General features: G+C 64.9%; 24 protein-coding genes and 1 tRNA gene. 11 read left to right on the top strand and 14 right to left on the bottom strand.

Features of this window, described 5'->3' with window-relative positions; translation table 11 throughout:
- Window position 1 precedes the first annotated feature (1 nt).
- The 4 genes from ASC95_RS06745 to ASC95_RS06760 are packed head-to-tail and all read right to left on the bottom strand — an operon-like array spanning window position 2 to window position 2,605.
- Window positions 2-1,147: a PilW family protein gene (locus ASC95_RS06745; protein WP_057296922.1), complete on the bottom strand. Its 1,146-nt coding sequence runs from the start codon at window positions 1,145-1,147 to the stop codon at window positions 2-4.
- Window positions 1,144-1,548, bottom strand: a complete 405-nt coding sequence (gene pilV / locus ASC95_RS06750; RefSeq protein WP_235537719.1) for a type IV pilus modification protein PilV — start codon at window positions 1,546-1,548, stop codon at window positions 1,144-1,146. The genes ASC95_RS06745 and pilV overlap by 4 nt, the downstream gene beginning before the upstream one ends.
- Window positions 1,545-2,135, bottom strand: coding sequence for a Tfp pilus assembly protein FimT/FimU (locus ASC95_RS06755; protein ID WP_057296924.1), 591 nt, complete (start codon window positions 2,133-2,135; stop codon window positions 1,545-1,547). Before ASC95_RS06755 ends, pilV begins: the two co-directional genes overlap by 4 nt.
- Window positions 2,129-2,605: a type IV pilin protein gene (locus ASC95_RS06760; RefSeq protein ID WP_057296925.1), complete on the bottom strand. Its 477-nt coding sequence runs from the start codon at window positions 2,603-2,605 to the stop codon at window positions 2,129-2,131. Before ASC95_RS06760 ends, ASC95_RS06755 begins: the two co-directional genes overlap by 7 nt.
- A 297-nt stretch (window positions 2,606-2,902) precedes the next feature.
- On the opposite strand from ASC95_RS06760, the gene ASC95_RS06765 reads away from it, so the two are divergent.
- From ASC95_RS06765 to ASC95_RS06790, 6 genes are all read left to right on the top strand, one after another.
- The gene (locus tag ASC95_RS06765; RefSeq protein WP_235537721.1) at window positions 2,903-3,706 is read left to right on the top strand and encodes an ABC transporter ATP-binding protein; all 804 of its coding nucleotides are present in this window, start codon (window positions 2,903-2,905) and stop codon (window positions 3,704-3,706) included.
- Window positions 3,703-4,482 carry a lipid asymmetry maintenance ABC transporter permease subunit MlaE gene (gene mlaE, locus ASC95_RS06770; protein WP_057296926.1) on the top strand — a complete coding sequence of 260 codons (780 nt, stop codon included), beginning with the start codon at window positions 3,703-3,705 and terminating at the stop codon, window positions 4,480-4,482. The genes ASC95_RS06765 and mlaE overlap by 4 nt, the downstream gene beginning before the upstream one ends.
- 12 nt (window positions 4,483-4,494) lie before the next feature.
- The gene (gene mlaD / locus ASC95_RS06775) at window positions 4,495-4,995 is read left to right on the top strand and encodes an outer membrane lipid asymmetry maintenance protein MlaD (protein WP_057296927.1); all 501 of its coding nucleotides are present in this window, start codon (window positions 4,495-4,497) and stop codon (window positions 4,993-4,995) included.
- Window positions 4,992-5,852, top strand: coding sequence for a VacJ family lipoprotein (locus ASC95_RS06780; protein WP_157255975.1), 861 nt, complete (start codon window positions 4,992-4,994; stop codon window positions 5,850-5,852). Before mlaD ends, ASC95_RS06780 begins: the two co-directional genes overlap by 4 nt.
- A gap of 88 nt (window positions 5,853-5,940) precedes the next feature.
- Window positions 5,941-6,591 carry a phospholipid-binding protein MlaC gene (locus tag ASC95_RS06785; protein WP_157255976.1) on the top strand — a complete coding sequence of 217 codons (651 nt, stop codon included), beginning with the start codon at window positions 5,941-5,943 and terminating at the stop codon, window positions 6,589-6,591.
- 2 nt (window positions 6,592-6,593) lie between these two features.
- Entirely contained in the window at window positions 6,594-6,902 is a 309-nt protein-coding gene (locus tag ASC95_RS06790; RefSeq protein ID WP_057296929.1) for a lipid asymmetry maintenance protein MlaB, read from the top strand.
- Here ASC95_RS06790 and ASC95_RS06795 read toward each other — a convergent pair whose 3' ends face one another.
- A complete protein-coding gene (locus ASC95_RS06795; RefSeq protein WP_057297089.1) occupies window positions 6,903-7,763 on the bottom strand; it encodes a MurR/RpiR family transcriptional regulator in 861 nt (286 codons plus the stop codon).
- Between the two features lie 2 nt (window positions 7,764-7,765).
- Window positions 7,766-9,211 carry a glucose-6-phosphate dehydrogenase gene (zwf, locus tag ASC95_RS06800; RefSeq protein WP_057296930.1) on the bottom strand — a complete coding sequence of 482 codons (1,446 nt, stop codon included), beginning with the start codon at window positions 9,209-9,211 and terminating at the stop codon, window positions 7,766-7,768.
- Window positions 9,212-9,345: 134 nt separating this feature from the next.
- Here zwf and tal point away from each other — a divergent pair, with 134 nt between their 5' ends.
- The 3 genes from tal to ASC95_RS06815 are packed head-to-tail and all read left to right on the top strand — an operon-like array spanning window position 9,346 to window position 12,552.
- Window positions 9,346-10,287: a transaldolase gene (tal, locus tag ASC95_RS06805; protein ID WP_057296931.1), complete on the top strand. Its 942-nt coding sequence runs from the start codon at window positions 9,346-9,348 to the stop codon at window positions 10,285-10,287.
- 1 nt (window position 10,288) lies between these two features.
- Entirely contained in the window at window positions 10,289-11,935 is a 1,647-nt protein-coding gene (pgi, locus tag ASC95_RS06810) for a glucose-6-phosphate isomerase (protein WP_057296932.1), read from the top strand.
- Complete coding sequence (locus ASC95_RS06815; protein ID WP_057296933.1) at window positions 11,932-12,552, top strand: HAD family phosphatase; 621 nt, start codon at window positions 11,932-11,934, stop codon at window positions 12,550-12,552. The genes pgi and ASC95_RS06815 overlap by 4 nt, the downstream gene beginning before the upstream one ends.
- Window positions 12,553-12,562: 10 nt before the next feature.
- On the opposite strand, the gene ASC95_RS06820 is transcribed toward ASC95_RS06815, so the two are convergent.
- The 8 genes from ASC95_RS06820 to ASC95_RS06855 all read right to left on the bottom strand — a co-directional run bounded on the left by ASC95_RS06820 (window position 12,563) and on the right by ASC95_RS06855 (window position 19,275).
- On the bottom strand, window positions 12,563-12,778 hold the full coding sequence (locus ASC95_RS06820; protein WP_057296934.1) for a DNA gyrase inhibitor YacG: 216 nt from the start codon (window positions 12,776-12,778) through the stop codon (window positions 12,563-12,565).
- The gene (zapD, locus tag ASC95_RS06825; protein ID WP_057296935.1) at window positions 12,775-13,530 is read right to left on the bottom strand and encodes a cell division protein ZapD; all 756 of its coding nucleotides are present in this window, start codon (window positions 13,528-13,530) and stop codon (window positions 12,775-12,777) included. Before zapD ends, ASC95_RS06820 begins: the two co-directional genes overlap by 4 nt.
- Window positions 13,531-13,552: 22 nt before the next feature.
- Window positions 13,553-14,158 (bottom strand): dephospho-CoA kinase, encoded by a 606-nt coding sequence (gene coaE, locus ASC95_RS06830; RefSeq protein WP_057296936.1) that lies wholly within the window; start codon window positions 14,156-14,158, stop codon window positions 13,553-13,555.
- 7 nt (window positions 14,159-14,165) lie between these two features.
- On the bottom strand, window positions 14,166-15,095 hold the full coding sequence (locus ASC95_RS06835) for an A24 family peptidase (RefSeq protein ID WP_057296937.1): 930 nt from the start codon (window positions 15,093-15,095) through the stop codon (window positions 14,166-14,168).
- Complete coding sequence (locus ASC95_RS06840; protein WP_057296938.1) at window positions 15,095-16,318, bottom strand: type II secretion system F family protein; 1,224 nt, start codon at window positions 16,316-16,318, stop codon at window positions 15,095-15,097. The genes ASC95_RS06835 and ASC95_RS06840 overlap by 1 nt, the downstream gene beginning before the upstream one ends.
- Window positions 16,319-16,337: 19 nt before the next feature.
- Complete coding sequence (pilB, locus tag ASC95_RS06845; RefSeq protein WP_082567571.1) at window positions 16,338-18,005, bottom strand: type IV-A pilus assembly ATPase PilB; 1,668 nt, start codon at window positions 18,003-18,005, stop codon at window positions 16,338-16,340.
- A 219-nt stretch (window positions 18,006-18,224) separates the two neighbouring features.
- Window positions 18,225-18,301, bottom strand: a tRNA-Pro gene (locus tag ASC95_RS06850).
- 20 nt (window positions 18,302-18,321) lie between these two features.
- A complete protein-coding gene (locus ASC95_RS06855; RefSeq protein WP_369820582.1) occupies window positions 18,322-19,275 on the bottom strand; it encodes a polyprenyl synthetase family protein in 954 nt (317 codons plus the stop codon).
- 351 nt (window positions 19,276-19,626) lie between these two features.
- Here ASC95_RS06855 and rplU point away from each other — a divergent pair, with 351 nt between their 5' ends.
- Together rplU and rpmA are read left to right on the top strand one after the other, a co-directional pair.
- Complete coding sequence (gene rplU / locus ASC95_RS06860; RefSeq protein WP_056203376.1) at window positions 19,627-19,938, top strand: 50S ribosomal protein L21; 312 nt, start codon at window positions 19,627-19,629, stop codon at window positions 19,936-19,938.
- 37 nt (window positions 19,939-19,975) lie between these two features.
- Window positions 19,976-20,239, top strand: coding sequence for a 50S ribosomal protein L27 (gene rpmA / locus ASC95_RS06865; RefSeq protein WP_056203384.1), 264 nt, complete (start codon window positions 19,976-19,978; stop codon window positions 20,237-20,239).
- The last annotated feature ends 18 nt before the right edge of the window (window positions 20,240-20,257 follow it).

Consider the following 20,257-nt stretch of genomic DNA (forward strand, 5'->3'; position numbering starts at 1 on the left):
CTCAGCGGGAATAGCGGACATTGCGCAGCGGTACCGTGAACTCCACGACGCGGTAGCGCTGGTTCGCAGTACCGGTGGGTACGGTATAGGTGTAGGTGGCGCCGGCGCCAAGGTCGCTGAACATCGTCAGCGTGTCCGGCGTCACATCGGATTTTTCGACCAGCTCGCTGCGCAGGATGAGGCCGACGCGAACGGCGTAGATGGACTGTAGATTTGTCTGGGCGACCGCGGTGCCTGACGTCAGCTCCGCGGCGGTGTAGCCCGCAGCGCTCGGTGCAATCCACGCCGTAACTTGTTCCAGTCCTGCGCGCACGGTATCGACGCCATACAGCACCCGCATGTCGACGACACCCTCGACCAGAGCCTCGGCGTTGCTTGAACTCAATTTCAGCAGATCGTAGGAAAACAGCGTTGCGTTGTCACCAACGCCGAACAGCATGAATCGCGGTGGATTGCCGTTGACATTGCCCAGCAGTGACACAAAGGCGTTGCCGTTTGAGAAGCCAGTCAGTGCCAAACCATTGATGGTGTTGGCGGCGTAGGCCCCTCCGAAGGTCAGCGTCTGGGCGGCGCCGCCGGCGAAGCCGTTGCTCACCTGCTGCACCATGCAACCCACGCCCGCCTGGGACAGCAGCACCAGATCGCCTCCGCGGATGCCCAGTGTGTTGGCCAGCTTCAACTGGCCAGCGGCAGTGGACCTGGGCGAAACCGGCAGGGCCGACTCGCTCAATGCGGAGTTGCCCGTTGCCACGGCGATCACGTCAGATCCGTTGGCGCCGGCGCCGGCGTGAATGATCAACGGCGCCAGCACATAGGTTTGCGGCACAGTGGCGAAGGGCGCCGGAAACGCGGCTGTTGCGGGCAGGAGTTGGGCGCCATTCAGCGACACATTCAGGTCGCAGCCGTAGTTCGCCGAAGAAGCTTGGCTGAAACCCGCGCCGGCGCTGCGCAGTTCGCGATCCAGCAGAAAGGCCGCATAGGCGGTGTTGCTCGTCAGGTCATTGCCCGAAGTCACGCCGCGCCGCAGCGATTCCTGCCTGACCACCATCATCGAAATGGCCAGCGTCAGCACCAGGCCGATGGCGAGCGTCACCATCAATTCGATCAGGGAGAAGCCGCCGCAGGCGGTTGAAGGTGCGCGCCTCATTGCGGAATCACCACATCCGTGCTGTAGGTGTGCGTGTCGTTCGCGGCACCGGTCGATTGCACCGGTAGCCAGGTCACCGTGATGCGCGCGGTCGTCGCGTTCGCCGCAGTCACCGTGCCCACGCCGTTAGGGACGCCGCCATTGGTAGGGTCCGAGGCACGTGCCGCCCAGGCAGCGACCACCGCTGCGGGTACGTTGACGGAATTGAGGTTGAGCATCTGCGCCGCCATCTCACTGGCCAGCATTGCTGCGCGCTGCGAATCTTCGCTGCTGACGGAAACCTGCAGCGCGCGGGCTTGCAGCGTGATCAGTCCCAGCAGCCCGAAAGAGATGATCAGGATGCCGACAAGGACCTCGATCAGCGAGAAACCACGGCTGGCACGGCGGGAGGGGGTCATCATGGGCATCCTTCCGGCGCTGTCGAGGCCTTGTCCCGATCACACATGCGAATGGAGCCGGCCAAGCTGACCGTCACCCGCAGCCGGCGGTTTTCGGCATTGGAGGTCGCCGACGTGATGTCGTAGCTGGCCGCTGCCGCCGTGCAGTCGACGCCAACGCCGGCCGGATCGCTCACGGTGGCCTGGCGGCCATCGCCGCCGAAGCACAGCGCCGTTTTGTTGGAGGTCAGGTTGACGCCAGATGACACGTCGGTCAGCACGCCGCACTGCACGGCTTCGGCTGCATCACCGGTCAGCAAGGCGTTGGGCACGGTGCGGGCCTGCCAATAGCTGCCTCCGGCAGCGGCCGTCGCCGCGGGATCGCAAGTCTTGCTGTTCGTCAGGAAGAACACGACTGTATGCGTGCGTCGCTGCGCCTCGCCCTGGGCCAGTCGCATGCCAGACTGCAGAGCGTCCGCGACCGTACGCACCCGCGAATTGCGGATCCAAGTCATGAAATTGGGCATGGCGACAGCGGTCAAGATGGCCAGGACGCTGACGGCCACCAGCAATTCAATGAGGCTGAAGCCTGAGCCACGGCGTATCAGCACGGGTCGCCCTTCTTCATGATCCACTTGCTGGTGCAGGTACTGCCCCAGCTGCTGGGAACAGCCGTTGTCGCTCGCACGTCCTGATGGTTGATCGTGAACGTGAAGCCCGAGGACGGGCCACTGCCCTCGGCCTGCAAGGTGAACCGAGTGGCATCCAGCGTGCCGGTGCAACTGACCAAGAAGTTCCCGAAGGTACGTGCTGAGGCCGTGGCGTTATTGCAGGGCGAGACGAAGGTCCCGACATTCGCGTAGGTGCGATTGTCCTGGTAGTAGCGCTCCATCTGCGCGCGCATCGTCGTCAGGCCGGAACTTGCATCAGACAGCCGACTGCGCGCCACATAGTCCCTGTATTGCGGGATGGCAACCGCTGCAAGGATGCCGATGATGGTCACCGCGATCATCAACTCGATGAGCGTGAAGCCGCGGGCTGCGGTGGAGCGGAGTCGATGGCGCATGGTGATGCTTTGCATGTCGGTGGAAGCTATTTTGGTAGCGAGGGGCGCCAGCGCGATACCGCTTGTCGCGAAGCAACGAACGCTGGTCGCAGCCGCGCGCCGATTCGTGAACTGGCGCACGTTTGGCGCGGTCGTGACAGTTGTTCAGAGGGTTGACGAAGGCATGCGGACGCTACAGCGCGGTGTCCTGGCTCCGCTCTTTATCGGCACGCCGGCAGGTCTGCCAAGGGTGAACCCCGTGGTTCTCGGTGTTTCCCCTATCATGGCGCCCTTTCTCCCGCCCCCGGCTTGCAGCCCGCCTGCGTGAAACCCTTGGCAATCGCACCTCTGATTGAACTGCGCAACGTCAGCGTCGGCTACGGCGACCGCGTGGTGCTGGACGGCGTCAACCTGAAGCTGGAACGCGGCAAGGTGCTGGCGCTGATCGGCACTTCGGGTGGCGGCAAGACCACCGTGCTGCGCCTGCTCGGCCGCCAGCTCAGGCCCATGAGCGGCCATGTGTTGTTCGACGGCCAGGACCTGGCGCCGCTGGACCTGGACGGCCTGTATGCCGTGCGCCGGCGCATGGGCATGCTGTTTCAGTTTGGCGCGCTGTTCACCGACCTCAGCGTCTTCGAGAACGTGGCCTTCCCGCTGCGCGAGCACACCGATCTGCCCGAGGCCATGATCCGCGACCTGGTGCTGATGAAACTCAATGCGGTGGGCCTGCGCGGCGCGCGCGACCTGCTGCCCAGTGAAGTCTCCGGCGGCATGGCGAGGCGCGTGGCCCTGGCCCGCGCAATCGCGCTGGACCCGGACCTGGTGCTGTACGACGAGCCCTTCGCCGGCCTGGACCCGATCTCGCTGGGCGTGGCCGCCCGGTTGATCCGCGACCTGAACGACGCCCTCGGCCTGACCAGCATCATCGTCTCGCACGACCTGCACGAGACCTTCGAGATCGCCGACGAGGTGGCGATGGTGGCCAATGGCCGCATCGTCGCCCAGGGCACGCCGGACGAGCTGCGCCACAGCGATGACCCGCTGGTGCGTCAGTTCGTGGGTGCCGAGCCTGACGGGCCGGTGCGCTTTCACCAGCCTGCCGTGCCGGTGGCCGAGGATTTCGGGGTGGCGTCATGATGGCACTGGCCGCCAACGTGGGCTTGAGCGTGCGCATGCTGCTCGCCGATCTGGGTGCTGCCGCGCGCCTGTTCGCCGCGCTGCTCGCCTGTTCGCCGCGTGCGCTGATGCGTTTCGTGCTCGTGCGCGAGCAGCTCTTCTATCTGGGCAATCGCTCGCTGCTCATCATCGGCGTGTCGGGCCTGTTCGTTGGCTCCGTGCTGGCCCTGCAGGGCGACTATGCGCTGCAGCGCTACGGCTCGCGCGAGGCGGTGGGCCTGCTGACTGCGCTGAGCCTGGTGCGAGAACTGGGCCCGGTGGTCACGGCGCTGCTGTTTGCGGGCCGCGCCGGGACGTCGCTGACCGCCGAGATCGGCTTGATGAAGGCCGGCGAGCAGCTCACCGCGATGGAGATGATGGCCGTGGACCCGGTACAGCGCGTGCTGGCGCCGCGCTTTTGGGGCGGGCTGATCGCGATGCCCTTGCTGGCCGCGGTCTTCTCGGCTGTTGGCATCATGGGCGGTTGGTTGGTCGACGTGCCGCTGCTGGGCATAGACCCCGGTGCCTTCTGGTCGCAGATGCAAGGCGGCGTGGACGTGTTCAAGGACGTCGGCAACGGCGTCATCAAGAGCCTGGTGTTCGGCGTGACGGTCACCTTCATCGCGCTGCTTCAGGGCTATGGTTGCCGGCCCACGCCAGAGGGCGTGTCGGCAGCGACCACGCGGACCGTCGTGCTGTCGTCGCTGGCCGTTCTGGCCCTGGACTTCACGCTGACCGCCATGATGTTTTCGATTTAGGGAGAAGGAAGGATGCAATCCTCTCGATATGACGCCTGGGTGGGCCTGTTCGTGTTGATCGGCGGCGCGGCGCTGCTGTTCCTCGCGCTCAAGGCTGGCAATCTGCTGAGCCTCAATTTCGATGCCACCTACCAGGTGTCGGCGCGTTTTGACAACATCGGTGGCCTGAAGCCCAACGCGGCGGTCAAGAGCGCCGGCGTCGTCGTGGGCCGCGTCGAGTCGATCGTCTTCGACGACAAGACCTTCCAGGCCAAGGTGCTGCTCAATATGTACAAGAACACGCAGTTCCCCAAGGACAGTTCGGCCAAGATCCTGACCTCGGGCCTGCTGGGCGAGCAGTACATCGGCCTCGAGCCGGGTGCGGATGAGAAGAACCTCGCCAGCGGCGACATCATCCGGCAGACGCAGAGCGCCGTGGTGCTGGAAAACCTCATTGGCCAGTTCATCAACAGCAAGGCGTCGGACATGGGCAGCGCCGCAGCGGCAGTACCAGCCTCGGGGAGCAAGCCGTGAACCGTATCGTCCGCATGCTGGCCCTGTTTGTGCTGGCCCTGAGCCTGGCGGGTTGCCAGACCGTCAAGGGTGTCGGCACGCGCATCGAGCGGGCCGTCGACAAGGTCATGGGCTCCAAGGGCCAGCGACTGGACCCCTGGGAATCCTGGAACCGCAAGGTGTTCGCCTTCAACGAGAAGCTGGACGAGAACGTGCTCAAGCCCGTTGCGACGGCCTATTCCGAGCTCGTGCCTGCGCCCATCCGCACCGGCATCGACAACTTCTTCGGCAACATCGGCGATGCCTGGTCGGCGGTGAATCTCTTCCTGCAGGGGCGTTTCAAGGCCGGTGTTGAACAGGGCATGCGCTTTGCCGTCAACTCCACGCTAGGCCTGGCCGGCGTGCTGGATATCGCGACCGAGGCGGGCCTCGAGAAGAACAGCCAGGATTTCGGCAAGACGCTGGGCAAATGGGGCATGGGTACCGGGGCCTATATCGTCTGGCCGCTGTTCGGCCCGTCCTCGGTGCGTGATTCGCTGGCCCTGCCGGTGGACTGGCAGGCGTCGCCTGCGGTGGTGTTCGACGATGGCCGCAAGCAGGTGGCCATCACGGCGCTCAACCTGGTCAACACCCGCGCCAACTTCCTGCGCGCCGGCGAAATGCTGGAAGGCATCGCGCTGGACAAATACACCTTTTACCGCGATGCCTATCTGCAGCGCCGCGGCAGCTTCGATGATGACGACGAGATCGAGCTGCTCGTGCCGGGCAATGGGGCTTCGGCGCCCGCTGCTGTGGCTTCGGCGCCCGAGCCGGCGGCGTCCGAACCCATGGCGAACGTGAAGAAGCCTGCCGAGGCGGCCTCAGCGGCGTCGCGGTGAACCCATACGCGAACGGTTACGTACCGGTAGCCAACCAAAATCCGGACTGGCGCGTTGAGCGCCCGTCCCGTTCAGAGAAAGCGAAACCATGACTGTGCTGAATTCCCTGCGCCGCCGCCTGCTCACCGTGGCCACCCTGGCGACGTTGAGCCTTGGCCTCGTGCACGGCGCCCATGCGGCCGATGGCGGCACGCCGGACCAACTGATCCGCCAGCTGTCGCTGGAAACCATTGAAGCCGTCAAGGCCGACAAGGACATCCAGGCCGGCAATGTCAACAAGATCATCGCCTTGGTCGATGCCAAGGTGATGCCTCACGTCAACTTCCAGCGCATGACGGCATCGGCCGTCGGCCGCTTCTGGCGCCAGGCCACGCCGGAGCAGCAGAACAAGCTGCAGGCCGAGTTCAAGACCCTGCTCGTGCGCACCTATGCCGGCGCGCTGACACAGGTGAAGGACCAGACCATCGGCCTGAAGCCGCTGCGTGCCCAGCCGAGCGACACCGAAGTCGTGGTGCGCACCGAGATCCGCGGCAAGGGCGACGCCATCCAGCTCGACTACCGCCTGGAGAAGGCCGGCGCCGAATGGAAGATCTATGACGTCAACGTGCTGGGCATCTGGCTGGCGGACCAGTACCGCAACAGCTTCGCCCAGGAGATTGGCGCCAACGGCATCGATGGCCTGATCAAGAGCCTGGCGGACAAGAACGCCAAGGCCGGCGCTCCCGTCGCCAAGGGCTGATCTTGAGCGGCCTGAAGCTGCCCGCGCGGCTGCGCATGGACGGCGCCCGCGCCGCCTGGGCGCAGATGTCGCCCGCCCTGCGCGCCGAGGCCGCTCAGGTGCTGGCGGCGGCTGGCCACGAGGTCAGGCTGTCGGCCGCCGAGCTGACGGATTTCGATTCCGCGGCGTTGAGCGTGTTGCTGTCGGCCGGGCGCCAATGCACCGAGCAGGGCGCAACGCTGAAGCTGGACGACGCGCCCGACAAGCTGCGCGAGCTGGCCCGCGTCTACGGCGTGGCCGAACTGCTTTGGCCGCCTGCCGCGGCCGTCTGATCAGCCCGCGTAACGTTTCGCGCGCAGGTTCTTCTTGATCTCCTGCAGCATGGGCCGCAGGTGCTGGCCCAGCTTCAGCGCCACGCCCGTGGTCAGGATGTCTACTGCGATGAGGTGCAGCAGTCGTGACACCATGGGGCTGTAGCGGTCGAAATCCTCGGGGTGGTCCACCGCCAGCAGGATCTGGCTGGGGCCCAGGGCCAGTTGCGCCAACGGTGAGGCGCTGGCCGTGATGATGATGATGGTCGCGCCCTTCTTGCGCGCGATGTCGGCCGCATCCAGCAGGTCGCGGCTGCGCCCCGAATTGCTGATGATGACGGCGCAATCGCCGGGCTGCAGCATGGTCGCGCTCATGAGCTGCACATGGCCGTCGCTGGTCGCCGCCGTGTTCACGCCCAGGCGAAAGAATTTGTGCTGGGCGTCCTGCGCCACGATGCCAGAGTTGCCGACGCCGTAGAACTCGATGCGCCGGTTGTGGCGGGCCGAATCGGCCAGCGCGTCGATGGCGCGCTCGAAGGCGTGACTGGCCGCGTCGTTGCGGTAGTGCAGCAAAGCGGCGACGGCGTTGTCGACCACCTTGACGATGATGTCGCCCGTCTTGTCGTCCTCGTCCACCGCACGGTGCACGAAGGGCACACCTTCGTTGACGCTGCCGGCCAGTTTCAGCTTGAAGTCAGCCAGACCGTCATAGCCGACGCTGCGGCAAAAGCGCACGACGGTAGGCTTGGACACGTGCGAGCGGTCGGCCAGTTCGCTGACCGGCAGGCTGGCAAAGCTGCGGGCGTCAAGCAGCAGCAGTTTTGCCACCCGTTGTTCCGCGGGCGGCAGTGCCGGCAAGGCGGCTTTGACACGCTCCAGAATGCTCATTGCTCTTCAGCCCAGTGGAAACCATCACGCGCGACCAGTGCGCTTGCAGCGGCCGGGCCCCAGGAGCCTGCCGAATAGGGGCGCGGGCCGCTCGCGTCGGCCGCCCACGCATCAAGAATGGGCTCGACCCAACGCCAGGCCTGCTCCTGTTCGTCGCTGCGCACGAACAGGTTGAGGCGGCCCGCAATCGCATCCAGCAGCAGGCGCTCGTAGGCGCCGACGCGCTGCGTCGCGAAGGCCTTGTCGAAGTCCAGGTCCAGTGACACCGGCGTGAGTTGCTCGCCGTGGCCGGCGCCCTTCTGGGCCAGCAGTTGCAACTCCAGGCCGTCCTCGGGCTGCAGCTTGATGACCAGGCGGTTGGGCTGGCTTGCGCCGGGGAAGATCTTGTGCGGTACGGGGCGGAAGTTGACGACGATCTGCGCGTCGCGCTCCGCCAGCCGCTTGCCGGTGCGCAGGTAGAAGGGCACGCCGGCCCAGCGCCAGTTGTTGACCTCGGTGCGCAGCGCGACGAAGGTTTCGCAGGCGCTGTCGGGCGGCACCTTGACCTCTTCCAAATAGCCCGGCACGGCCTTGCCCTCGATGCTGCCGGCGCGGTACTGGCCGCGCACGACGTCGCGGGCGACGCTGTCGGACGTGAAGGGCTTCAGCGAGCGCAGCACCTTGAGCTTCTCGTCGCGGATGGCGTCAGCGTCGTTGCGCGCGGGGGGCTCCATCGCGATCATGGTCAGCAGCTGCAGCGCATGGTTCTGGATCATGTCGCGCAGCGCGCCGGTGCTGTCGTAGAAGGCGCCACGCGTGCCCACGCCCAGGCGCTCGGCCAGCGTGATCTGGATGTTGGCGATGCTCTCGCGGCGCCACAGCGGCTCGAACAGCGCGTTGCCGAAGCGCAGCGCCATCAGGTTCTGCACCGAGGGCTTGCCGAGATAGTGGTCGATGCGGAAGGCCTGCGCTTCGGCGAAGACGCTGCGCACCGCGCGGTTGATCTCCTGGGCGCTGGCCAGGTCATGGCCAAGCGGCTTCTCCAGCACCACGCGCACCTTGTCGTGGTTCAGGCCGACGGCTCCGAGTTGCTGGCAAATGCCGGTGAACAGGTGCGGGCTGGTCGCTAGATAAAGGACGACGGTGTCGGCGTTGCGCGCGTCCAGCCATTCCTTGAGCCCGGCGTAGTGATCGGGCTGTGACAAGTCCATGCGACGGTAATGGATCAGCGCCGCGAAGCGCTCGAATTCCTCGTCGTTGGGACGCTTAGCGCCATCCACTTCCCGGAAGCGCTCCTTCAGCCATTCGCGATAGCGCTCATCCGTCTGGTCGTCACGCGCGACGGCGAGAATACGGCCGCCTTCGGGCAGCTTGCCGTGCCGGAAGGCCTGGAACAGCGCGGGCATCAGCTTGCGCCATGTCAGGTCGCCGGTGCCGCCAAAGAACACGAGATCGAAAGACATCTGCGGGGTCTCCAGGCCAGCGTCTCCCTATGAGGCGAGGGTCGGCGCTAACCGTTGTGTAACTTAGTTTCGTGAAATACTATGCAGCAGTTTCTTCATCGGGTCAATCCGTTCGACCCGGATACAGGCAGCCCATGAACCAGCTCGACCAGCTCAAAACCCTCACCACCGTCGTTGCCGATACGGGCAACTTCCTGCAGCTCGCGCAGTTTGCACCGCGAGATGCAACGACCAATCCTTCACTGATCCTGAAGGCGGTGCAGTCGCCCGACTACGCGCCGCTGCTGAAGGAAACGGTTGAAGCCCACCGGAGCAAGCCGCTGGACGAGATCGTCGACCAGGTCTTGGTGCGCTTCGGTCTCGAAATCCTCAAGGTCGTGCCTGGCCGTGTGTCCACCGAGGTCGATGCGCGCCTGTCCTTCGACAAGGCGGCGTCGCTCGCCCGCGCCCGCCGCATCATCGGGCTGTATGAAGCCGCCGGCATCTCGCGCGAGCGTGTGCTGATCAAGCTGGCCTCGACGTGGGAAGGTATCCAGGCCGCTGCCGAATTGGAGCGCGAAGGCATCCGCTGCAATCTGACGCTGCTGTTCGCCTTCGCCCAGGCCGTGGCTTGCGGTGAAGCCAAGGTCCAGCTGATCTCCCCCTTCGTCGGCCGCATCTACGACTGGTACAAGAAGTCGGCCGGCAGCACTTGGGATGAGACGGCGATGGCCGGCGTCAACGATCCCGGCGTGAAGTCGGTGACGCAGATCTACGCCTACTTCAAGCAGCATGGCATCAAGACCGAGGTCATGGGCGCGAGCTTCCGCAACATCGGCCAGATCCAGGCGCTGGCAGGCTGCGACCTACTGACCATCAGCCCCGATCTGCTCGCCCAACTTCAGGCCACCGACGCCAAGCTGGAGCGCGCGCTTGACCCGGCCAAGGCGGCGGCCATACCTGCCATCCACCTGGACGAAGCCGCCTTCCGCTTCGCGCTGAATGAAGATGCGATGGCCACCGAGAAGCTGGCCGAGGGCATCCGCCAGTTCGCCGTCGATGCCGGCAAGCTCGACAAGCTCATCGAGGCCGCCTGACATGACGGCGCGCTGCGACCTGTCTCCCGTTTGGGCTGAACTGCAAGCCCATTTCGACCAAGACGGCGCCGCGAGCGGTCGCGGCTTCGATATCCGTGAGGCTTTCAAGGCGGATGCGGACCGCTTCGGCGCGCTGTCGTTTGAAGCGCCCGAGGTGTTTGCCGATCTGTCCAAGAACCGCATCGACGCGCCCACGCTGGCCCTGCTGCTGAAACTTGCGGCCGACTGTGGCCTCGAAGAGCGGCGCGATGCGCTGCTGCGCGGCGACCCGGTCAACCACACCGAAGGCCGCGCAGTGCTGCACACGGCGCTGCGCGCGCCGGCAGGAAGCAAGGCACCGTTCAATGCCGAGGTGCAAGCATCTCTGGATGCGATGCTGGCCTTTGCCGAGAGCGTGCGCCGCGGTGAGCGGGGCGAGATCACGGACGTCGTGCACATCGGCATCGGCGGCAGCGACCTCGGGCCCGCGATGGTCGTGCAGGCGCTGCAGGCCTTTGGCCGCCGCGACCTGAAGCTGCATTTCGTCTCCAACGTCGACGGCCACGACCTGGCGCCGGTGCTGGCCGGGCTGGACGCGAAGCACACGCTGTTCGTCATTGCGTCCAAGACCTTCACGACGCAGGAAACGCTGGCCAATGCCCAGGCGGCCAAGGCCTGGTTCCTGGCCGCTGGCGGCACGGACGTTGCCCGTCATTTCGTCGCCACCAGCAGCAACACCACGGCCGCGGCCGCCTTCGGCATCGACACCGCCTTCGGCTTCTGGGACTGGGTGGGCGGCCGCTATTCGCTGTGGTCGGTCATCGGCCTGCCCATTGCCATCGCCGTCGGCGCCGACAACTTCCGCGAACTGCTGGCCGGTGCGCATGCGATGGACGAACACTTCGCGTCCGCACCGCTCGACCGAAATCTGCCGGTGCTGCTGGGCCTGATCGACATCTGGTATCGCAATTTCCATGGCTTCACGAGCCGCAGCGTCGCACCGTATCACCAGGGCCTGCGCCGGCTGCCGGCCTATCTGCAGCAACTGGAGATGGAGAGCAACGGCAAGGGTGTGGACCTGGAGGGCAATGCGCTGCCGCTGGGCACCTCGCCGGTCGTCTGGGGCGAGGCCGGCACCAACGGCCAGCACGCCTACTTCCAGATGCTGCACCAGGGCACGGACGTCATCCCGGTGGAGTTCATCGCCGTCAAACGCCCCAACCACGGCGCAGTCGTCGAAAAAGCGGGCGAACTGGCCGGGAAGCTGGCAGACCAGCATCGCAAGCTGCTGGCCAACTGCCTGGCGCAGAGCCAGGCATTGATGCAAGGCAAGACGGCTGCCGAGGCCCTGAACGAGAAGGCGCCCACAGCCTCCGCCACGCTGGACCCTGACGTCTTGTCCCGCCACCGCAGCTTCCCCGGCAACCGCCCGAGCACGACCCTCGTGCTGGAGACGCTGACGCCGCGGTCGCTCGGTGCGCTGATCGCGCTGTACGAGCACCGTGTCTTCGTGACCGGCGCACTGTGGGGGATCAACAGCTTCGACCAGTGGGGCGTGGAGCTGGGCAAGGCGCTCTGCAACCAGTTGCTGCCGCGCCTGGACTCGGGCGACACGGCGGGCCTGGACGGCTCGACGGCCGGCTTGCTCAAGCGGCTGGTGGCCGCATGAGGATCGTCTTTGATTTCGGCGGCGTGGTGTTTCGCTGGCATCCGGCCAGCTTCCTTGCGCGCATCTGGCCGCACCGCATCGAGACGCTGGAGCAGGGCGCGGCCGCGGCGGCGGTCTTCTTCCAGAACTACGGTGGCGACTGGGGCCTCTTCGACCAGGGCCTCATCGGCGCGGACGAGGTGGTGCGCCGCATCTCGGCACGCACCGGCTGGCCGTTGGGCGACGTCGCAGCAGTCGTGCGTGCCGTGCCGGACGAGCTGATGCTGATCCCCGCCACCGCGGTGCTGATCCGCGACCTGCGCGCCGCGGGGCATACGCTGCACTTCCTGTCCAACATGCCGGAACCGTACGCCGCTCACCTGGCCAAGGCGCATCCGCTGGCCGAGTGGTTCGAATCGGGTGTGTTCTCCAGCCACGTGAAGCAGATCAAGCCCAGTGCCGAGATTTTTGCCATCGCCGAGCGGCGTTTTGGCGTGCCACCGCAGGAACTGCTTTTCCTGGATGACCATCCGGCCAACATTGATGCAGCGCTATCGCGTGATTGGCAGGCCTTCCTGTTCACCGACGCCGCGAGCGCGCGGCGTGAGCTGGTGTCGCGGCGCCTGCTCGGCGCTTGATCACGCCTGATCAGTGCACCAGCGGTTCGCCGTCCGGCCCGTATTCATCCGGGTTCTGGGGCGGCGTGGCCGGCACGCGGAAGGACTCGCTGGCCCAGGCGCCAAGGTCGATCTGCCGGCAGCGCTCGCTGCAGAAGGGGCGCCACTTGTTGCTGGGTGCGAACACGCTGTCGCCGCCACATTGGGGGCAGCGCACGATGCGCTCGCCTTGAGTATTCGTCTTCATTGACACAGAGCCAGTTCGAAGCCGCTGTCTTCCTGGGCCAGCTTGAGCCGGCCTTCCTCATCCTGACGCATCAGGCGGATGGAGATCATTAGCCGGTGGCCTGAAATCTCGGGGATCAGCCCGAGGCTGGGGTCGATGCGCATGCGCAGCAGCTGGTAGACGCGGCCAGCGGGCAGGCTCTGCTGGAACTGGCCCGCGGTGGCCGCCACCTTGTGCGGCGCGCCGGAGTCGCGCAGCAGGCCGAGCAGCACCTGCAGGGCCTCGGCCAGCGGCATCAGCGTCTGGGCCCAGGTCATCAGATCCTTGCGACGGCGCACCGGCAGCAGCTGCTGCCAGTTGTAATAGGCCGGCAGGTCGAACTCGCAGGTACCGCCGGGGATGCTGATGCGGCTGCGGATGCTCATCAGCCACTCGTTGCCCGTCAGCGTCGCGCCCGCCTTGCCCGCCAGCGCGTTCAGGCGCTGGAAGGCGCCGTCGATGCGGGCGACGACTTCATCCAGGCGTGCTTCATCAAGGCCGGGGCTGCCACGGTAGCCGATGAACTGCGCCTTGTGCTTCTCGAGCTCCTTGAGCAGGTCGCTCTTGAGGTCGGCACGCGAGGCGACGTCCATGATCTCGAACAGCGTGACCAGGGCGAAATGATGGTCCAGCGCGGTTTCGCGCGACATCAGCGTGCCGAGGCGGTCGAACAGATGCTCGAGGCGAAGCATCGTGCGAATGCTTTCGTTGAACGGGTACTCGTACAGGACCAAAGGTGCCTCGGGTGGACTGCGATCAGGGCCGGGCGATTGTTTCACAGCCCCAGCGCTCGGCCAGGCTGAGAACCTCGTTTCTGAGCGCAACAAGCGGTATGCCATCGTTGTGAAGCACAGCATCGGCGGCCGCCCTGCGGGCTTTGCGGCTGGCCTGGGCGGCAATGGCGCCCATGACGCGTTCGCGCGTCCAGCCCGGGCGTTGCAGCACGCGTTCGATCTGGGTTTCGATGGCGCAATCGACGACGAGCACTCGGGCGACGCGCGCCCGCCAGCGACCGGATTCGACAAGCAGGGGCACGTCGAAGACAACAAGGCGGGCCGTCGCAGTCTCGGCCTGCGCCTGTGCTTCAACCGTGATCAGCGGATGCAGGATGGCCTCGAGCTGGCGCTTGGCTGCCGGGTCAGAAAAGGCCAGGCCGCGCATGCGGTCGCGGTCCAGGGCGCCGTTGACGCCAACGAAGTCCGCGCCGAATTGTTGGTGAATCGCGGGCATCGCAGCGCCGCCAGCCGCAGTCAGGGCGCGGGATATCGCGTCCGTGTCGATGAGGGTGGCACCGGCTTCGCGTAGAAAGCCTGCGACCGTGCTCTTGCCGCTGCCAATGCCGCCGGTCAGCCCGACTCTCATCAAGGCGTCATGTCCAACCGAGCCAGCCCAGTACCGTCGGCTGGCCAGCAAACAGCACCACGAGGCCGCCGCCAGCCAGGAAAGGGCCGAAGGGCACGTAGCGGCCCTCACGCAGGCCGGCATTCATCTTCATGATGATGCCGATGACGGCACCGATCGCCGAGGCGCCGAGGACGATGGGCAACACCATCTGCCAGCCCAGCCAGGCGCCCAGCGCCGCAAGCAGCTTGAAGTCGCCATAGCCCATGCCCTCCTTCTTGGTGAGGAGCTTGAACACCCAGTAGACCGACCACAGCGACAGATAGCCGGCCAGCGCGCCGATCAAGGCCTTGTCCAGCGGAATCGTCCAGCCCATCAGGGCGGCAATCAGGCCGGCCCAGAGCAAGGGCTGGTTGATTGCGTCCGGCAGCAGTGTCGTGTCCCAGTCGATCATCGCCAGTGCGATCAGGGCAGCGACGAAGCCGCACCAGAGCAGCGTCGTCGGCTGGGCGCCAAAGCGCCAGGACAGGGCGGCGAAGGCGACGCCAGTGGCGGCTTCAATGATGGGATAGCGCTTGGAGATCGGTGCCTTGCAGGTGGCGCATTTGCCGCCCAGGCGAAGCCAGCCGATGACGGGCAGGTTTTCATGCCAGCGCAACTGATGGCCGCAATGTGGGCAGCGTGAACGAGGCGCGGCAATGGTGAACGGCGGCAGTGCCTCGATCTTTGTGCCGTAGGCATCCACGGCCTTGGCCAGCTTTTCCGCCTCGGGCAGCGGCACGCTGGCGACGCGCGCCATGGCGTCCGCGTCAGTGAGCTGCGCAGCCGACTCATGCAGCCACTGACGCTCCAACATCAGCGGCAGGCGGTAGACGACGACGTTGAGAAAACTGCCGATACAAAGACCGAAGATGCCGAGGACCCAGGGTGACAGCAGCAGGCTGTAGTCCACCACCATCAGACCACCTGGCCGAGCTTGAAGATCGGCAGGTACATCGACACGACGATGCCACCGATCAGGCCGCCCAGGATGACGATGATAAAAGGCTCCATCAGGCTGGACAGTGCCTTGACCGCCTCATCCACCTCGTCCTCGTAGAACTCGGCGGCCTTGGCCAGCATGTGGTCCAGCGAGCCGGACTCCTCACCGATGGAAGACATCTGCAGCACCATGGTCGGGAAGACGCCCGTCGTCTGCATCGACGTCGTCAGTGCAGCGCCGGTAGAAACATCGCGCTGGATCTGTTCGGTCGCCTCAGCAAACACTGCATTGCCCGAGGCGCCGCCGACGGAATCGAGCGCCTCGACCAGCGGGACGCCAGCGGCAAACATCGTCGACAGAGTCCGTGTCCAACGCGCGATGGCGGACTTGTACATGAGGTCGCCGAAGACCGGTACCTTCAGGAGCAGGCGGTCCATGCGCTTTTGCATCGGCACGGAGCGCTTCCAGGTCTGCAGGAAGAAATAGATGCCGCCGCCAATCGAGCCGAAGATTGCCCACCAGTAGCTGACGAAGAACTTGGACAACGCGATGATGAAAAGCGTCGGTGCGGGCAGGTCGGCGCCGAAGGACTTGAACACGTCCTCGAATGCAGGAACCACGAAGATCATGATGACCGCGACGACGATGAAAGCGACCACCATCACCGCGACGGGGTAGGTCAGTGCCGATTTGATCTTGTTCTTGATGGCGACCGTCTTTTCCTGATAAACCGCCAGCCGGTCCAGCAGCGCCTCCAAGATACCGCCCGCTTCGCCCGCCTCGACGAGGTTGCAGTACAGCGCGTCGAAATACATCGGGTGCTTGCGAAAGGCCGATGACAGGCTCGTACCGGTCTCCACATCCTGCCGGATGTCGTTCAGCAGCCGCGTGAGGCGCGGGTTGGTCGCGCCGCGAGCGACGATGTCAAAGGACTGCAGCAGCGGCACACCGGCGCGCATCATCGTCGCGAGCTGCCGCGTGAAGATCGCGATGTCCTTCTGCTTGATCGCGCTGCCACCGCTGGCGCGGCGCTTCTTGACCTTGTTGACCAGAATGCCCTGGCGACGCAAGGTTGCGCTGACCATGGCCTCGCCGCCGGCCCGGAGTTCGCCTCTGACGATCTTGCCATTGCGGTCCTTGCCCTCCCACTCGAAGACGAAGTCCTTGACGCTCTTTGCTGCGGCAGTGGCAGTAGCCATGCGCTCTCCTCGAGACTGATTATTCGTTGGTGGCGGACAGCACTTCTTCCAGCGTCGTGACGCCGATGCGCGCCTTCACAAGGCCGGACTGGCGCAAATCGCGCACGCCTTCCTTCTTGGCCTGCTCGGCAATGTCCATTGCCGTTCCCTCAGCCAGGATGATGCGCTGGATGGCCTCCGTGACGGGCATCACTTGGTAAAGCCCGACGCGGCCGCGGTAACCATTTGTGCAGTTGCTGCAGCCGACGGCGCGATAGAGCTTCCAGCTGCCGTCGAAATCTTCCTCGACGAAGCCGGCCTTGATCAGGGCTTCGCGTGGGTAGTCGGCCGGCTGTTTGCAGTTCTCACACAGCCGGCGCACGAGGCGCTGAGCGGTGATGAGCAGCACGCTGGATGCAATATTGAACGGCGCCACGCCCATGTTGAGCAGGCGAGTCAGCGTCTTGGGCGCATCGTTGGTGTGCAGGGTCGACATGACCATGTGACCCGTCTGCGCCGCCTTGATCGCGATGTCGGCGGTTTCGAGGTCGCGGATTTCGCCGACCATGATGATGTCCGGATCCTGGCGCAGGAAGGATTTCAGCGCGGTCGAGAAGTTCAAGCCCGCCTTGTCATTGACGTTGACCTGGTTGATGCCGGGCAGGTTGATTTCGGCCGGGTCTTCCACGGTCGCGATGTTGACGCCCGGCTGGTTCAGGATGTTGAGGCAGGTGTAGAGCGACACCGTCTTGCCGGAGCCGGTCGGGCCGGTCACCAGGACCATGCCGTACGGGCGGTAGATGGCGGCGAGAAGGCGGTCCTTCTCGATCTTCTCGTAGCCCAGCGCCTCGATGCCCAGCTTGGCCGAGGAGGAGTCCAGGATACGGATGACGATCTTTTCGCCAAACAGCGTGGGCAGGGTGCTGACGCGGAAATCGATGGACTTGCTGCCGAACTTCAGCTTCATGCGCCCGTCCTGCGGCACACGTTTTTCGGAAATGTCCAGCCGCGAGATCACCTTGATGCGCGAGGCCAGTTTGTCCTTGATCGCAATGGGCGGTTGTGTGATTTCGCGCAATTCACCATCGACGCGAAAGCGCACGCGGTAGTGGAATTCGTAGGGCTCGAAATGCAAGTCCGAGGCGCGCAGATTGATCGCGTCGACCAGCATCTTCTGCAGGAAGCGGACGACGGGTGCGTCCTCGACGTCCGCCAGTTCGGCGGCCTCCTGCTGGGGCGTCGCATCCTCTTCGGCGATGTCGAAATCGAAGTCGCCGCCGGCCATGCTCTCCAGCGATTCCGCCGCGCTGGCGCCGGTGCTTGCCAGCATCTTGGCCAGCTTGTCATGCTCGACGATGACCCATTCCGGCTGCAGCTGGGTCGCGAACTTGATGCGTTCAATGACCTCGAGATCCGTGGGATCGGCGCCGCCGACGAAAAGGCGATTGCCGCGCCGCGACAGGGCCACGACCTGGTACTGCTGGGCCAGCTTGGCGTCGATGACGTTCTGCGGCATGCGCTGCGGGTCCATCGCCGACAGATCGAGCAGCGGCAAGGCCAGGGCGCTCGACAGGGTGTGCGCCAGATCGACTGGCGAAACCAGGCCACTTGCGATCACCGCGTTGACGAAACTGGCCTTCTTTTCCCTCGCCTGCTTGACGAGGTCTTCGGCGGCCTTGGCCTGGAGCTTGCCGGCGTGCACCAGCATGCGCGCTACTCCCGACAGGGAAGACTGAAGCGGCTCGGCGAGCGTGGTTTCCACAGGCAGTTGCGTCAACGACGGAAAGAGCGAAGTCTGCCAATTGTGCCAGTCGGTAGCCGGGCGCGAGGCAAACGAATTCCAGGGATAACGGCAGGATTTCAGGGTCGCCGGTGGGACGGCTTGTCAGTTTGCTCAGCCCTCATCCCGAGGGGGCATCAAAAGATCTGGTCGGGGTGAGAGGATTCGAACCTCCGGCCTCTACGTCCCGAACGTAGCGCTCTACCAGGCTAAGCTACACCCCGATGTCTTTTGCTTGAGGCGCCTATGAGTGGCGCTCAACCGACTGAATTGCGAATTCTAGCAGAGATTCCGTCCACCTATTTGGAGGCAGATGGCTGAGGCATTCGGCCGCGTGCCGCGCTTCGGTGCGCGCGGCCTCCCGGGTCGATTCGAGGGCGCCGGTTGAGCGCACGATGGCAACGATATCCTGCAGTTTTTCCTGCTCGCCCTCTTCGATGGCATGCCGAAGCAACGCGCGTTGCTCGCCGGTTGCTCGCTCCATCGCGATCAAAAGCGGCAATGTCGTCTTGCCCTCGCGAAGGTCGTCCCCGATGTTCTTGCCGAGCTCCAGGGCGTCTCCTTCGTAATCCAGCACATCGTCGATGAGCTGGAAGGCCGTTCCCAGTGCGCGGCCGTAGGCGGCGCAGGCCTCTTCGACCTCGGGTGAAGCGTTCGCGAGCACCGCGCCGAGGCGTGCGCTGGCTTCGAAGAGCTTGGCTGTCTTGAACCGGATCACGCGCAGATAGCTCTCCACCGTGATGTCCGGGTCGTGCATGTTCATCAGCTGCAGGACCTCGCCCTCGGCGATGACGTTGGTGGCCTCGGCCAGCACCTCCAGCACGCGCATGCGGTCGACCGACACCATCATCTGGAAGGCGCGCGAATAAAGGAAGTCCCCGACCAGTACGCTCGCGGCGTTGCCGAACAGCGCGTTGGCCGTCGGCTTGCCACGACGCAGCGAGGACTCGTCGACGACGTCATCGTGCAGCAGCGTCGCCGTATGGATGAACTCGACGACGGCGGCCAGCTCGAAGCGCGCCGGCTTGGCAAAACCGAGCGCGTTCGCAAACAGCAGCACAAGCTTGGGGCGCATGCGCTTGCCGCCGGCATGCACGATGTAGTGCGCGATCTGGTCGATCAGTGCCACGTCGGAGGAGAGGCGCTGCGCGATGACCGCGTCGACCTGGGCCATTTCGTCGGCCAGCAGGGCGAGCACCTCAGCAACTTGGGATGGGGGCGAGGCTGACTCGACGCGCACGTGGACTCTCAGGCAAGGGATGTCGCGATTATAGAAACGGCGTCCGAGCGCTTACGGGTAAGGTCGGGCCGTACGGTTGTCGTGAGGCTTGCAGCCGACTCGCAAGTCGTCCCATTGCCTCCGAGTGGGCCGTCAGGGTATACTCGCGGGCTCTTTGCAACCCATGCCTTTTTGGTGTGTGGTCTGTCGAGGGGGAAAACCGACAAAACCGACAAAAAGGCCCGACGAGGGTGGCGGCGCTGGCTGAATGGCTGGTGTCAAGCTGCTGGAGCCGGGTGATTGCACCCCCTGAGGTGCGGAAGGATGAATATGTACGCGGTCATCAAAACCGGCGGCAAGCAATACAAGGTTGCTGCCGGCGAAAAGATCAAGGTCGAGTTGCTCGACGTGGAAGTCGGCGCTGAGGTCACCATCGACCAAGTGCTGGCCATCGGCAGCGGCGACGGCCTGACGGTCGGCGCTCCGCTGGTCGCCGGCGCTACCGTCAGCGCCAAGGTCGTCAGCCACGGCAAGCACGACAAGGTTCGCATCTTCAAGATGCGCCGTCGCAAGCATTACAAGAAGAGCCAAGGCCATCGCCAAAACTTCACCGAGCTGGAAATCAGCGCGGTCAACGGCTGATCCCAGTCGTCTTTCGCTAATTTCTAGGAGCTAACTCATGGCACAGAAAAAAGGCGGCGGTTCCACACGGAACGGCCGCGACTCCAAGCCCAAGATGCTGGGCGTCAAGGCTTACGGCGGTGAACTGATTTCCGCAGGTTCGATCATCGTGCGTCAGCGCGGCACCAAGTTCCACGCAGGCGTCAACGTCGGCATGGGCAAGGATCACACGCTGTTTGCGCTGGTCGATGGCCACGTGTCCTTCGCCATCAAGGGCGAAAAGAACCGCCAGACCGTCGTCATCACGCCGCTGGCGGCTTGATGATTGCGTGATCCGGAC

This window comes from Pelomonas sp. Root1217 (assembly GCF_001425705.1).
Lineage (GTDB): Bacteria > Pseudomonadota > Gammaproteobacteria > Burkholderiales > Burkholderiaceae_C > Pelomonas.

What these genes read in the sequence shown, in the direction of transcription:
- zwf (WP_057296930.1), bottom strand. Translation starts at nt 9,211, where the DNA reads ATGTCTTTCGATCTCGTGTTCTTTGGCGGCACCGGCGACCTGACATGG.
- ASC95_RS06760 (WP_057296925.1), bottom strand. Translation starts at nt 2,605, where the DNA reads ATGCAAAGCATCACCATGCGCCATCGACTCCGCTCCACCGCAGCCCGC.
- ASC95_RS06815 (WP_057296933.1), top strand. Translation starts at nt 11,932, where the DNA reads ATGAGGATCGTCTTTGATTTCGGCGGCGTGGTGTTTCGCTGGCATCCG.
- coaE (WP_057296936.1), bottom strand. Translation starts at nt 14,158, where the DNA reads ATGAGAGTCGGGCTGACCGGCGGCATTGGCAGCGGCAAGAGCACGGTC.
- mlaD (WP_057296927.1), top strand. Translation starts at nt 4,495, where the DNA reads ATGCAATCCTCTCGATATGACGCCTGGGTGGGCCTGTTCGTGTTGATC.
- pilV (WP_235537719.1), bottom strand. Translation starts at nt 1,548, where the DNA reads ATGATGACCCCCTCCCGCCGTGCCAGCCGTGGTTTCTCGCTGATCGAG.
- mlaE (WP_057296926.1), top strand. Translation starts at nt 3,703, where the DNA reads ATGATGGCACTGGCCGCCAACGTGGGCTTGAGCGTGCGCATGCTGCTC.
- pgi (WP_057296932.1), top strand. Translation starts at nt 10,289, where the DNA reads ATGACGGCGCGCTGCGACCTGTCTCCCGTTTGGGCTGAACTGCAAGCC.
- pilB (WP_082567571.1), bottom strand. Translation starts at nt 18,005, where the DNA reads ATGCTGGTGCACGCCGGCAAGCTCCAGGCCAAGGCCGCCGAAGACCTC.
- ASC95_RS06840 (WP_057296938.1), bottom strand. Translation starts at nt 16,318, where the DNA reads ATGGCTACTGCCACTGCCGCAGCAAAGAGCGTCAAGGACTTCGTCTTC.
- tal (WP_057296931.1), top strand. Translation starts at nt 9,346, where the DNA reads ATGAACCAGCTCGACCAGCTCAAAACCCTCACCACCGTCGTTGCCGAT.
- ASC95_RS06820 (WP_057296934.1), bottom strand. Translation starts at nt 12,778, where the DNA reads ATGAAGACGAATACTCAAGGCGAGCGCATCGTGCGCTGCCCCCAATGT.
- ASC95_RS06745 (WP_057296922.1), bottom strand. Translation starts at nt 1,147, where the DNA reads ATGAGGCGCGCACCTTCAACCGCCTGCGGCGGCTTCTCCCTGATCGAA.
- rplU (WP_056203376.1), top strand. Translation starts at nt 19,627, where the DNA reads ATGTACGCGGTCATCAAAACCGGCGGCAAGCAATACAAGGTTGCTGCC.
- ASC95_RS06835 (WP_057296937.1), bottom strand. Translation starts at nt 15,095, where the DNA reads ATGGTGGTGGACTACAGCCTGCTGCTGTCACCCTGGGTCCTCGGCATC.
- rpmA (WP_056203384.1), top strand. Translation starts at nt 19,976, where the DNA reads ATGGCACAGAAAAAAGGCGGCGGTTCCACACGGAACGGCCGCGACTCC.
- ASC95_RS06785 (WP_157255976.1), top strand. Translation starts at nt 5,941, where the DNA reads ATGACTGTGCTGAATTCCCTGCGCCGCCGCCTGCTCACCGTGGCCACC.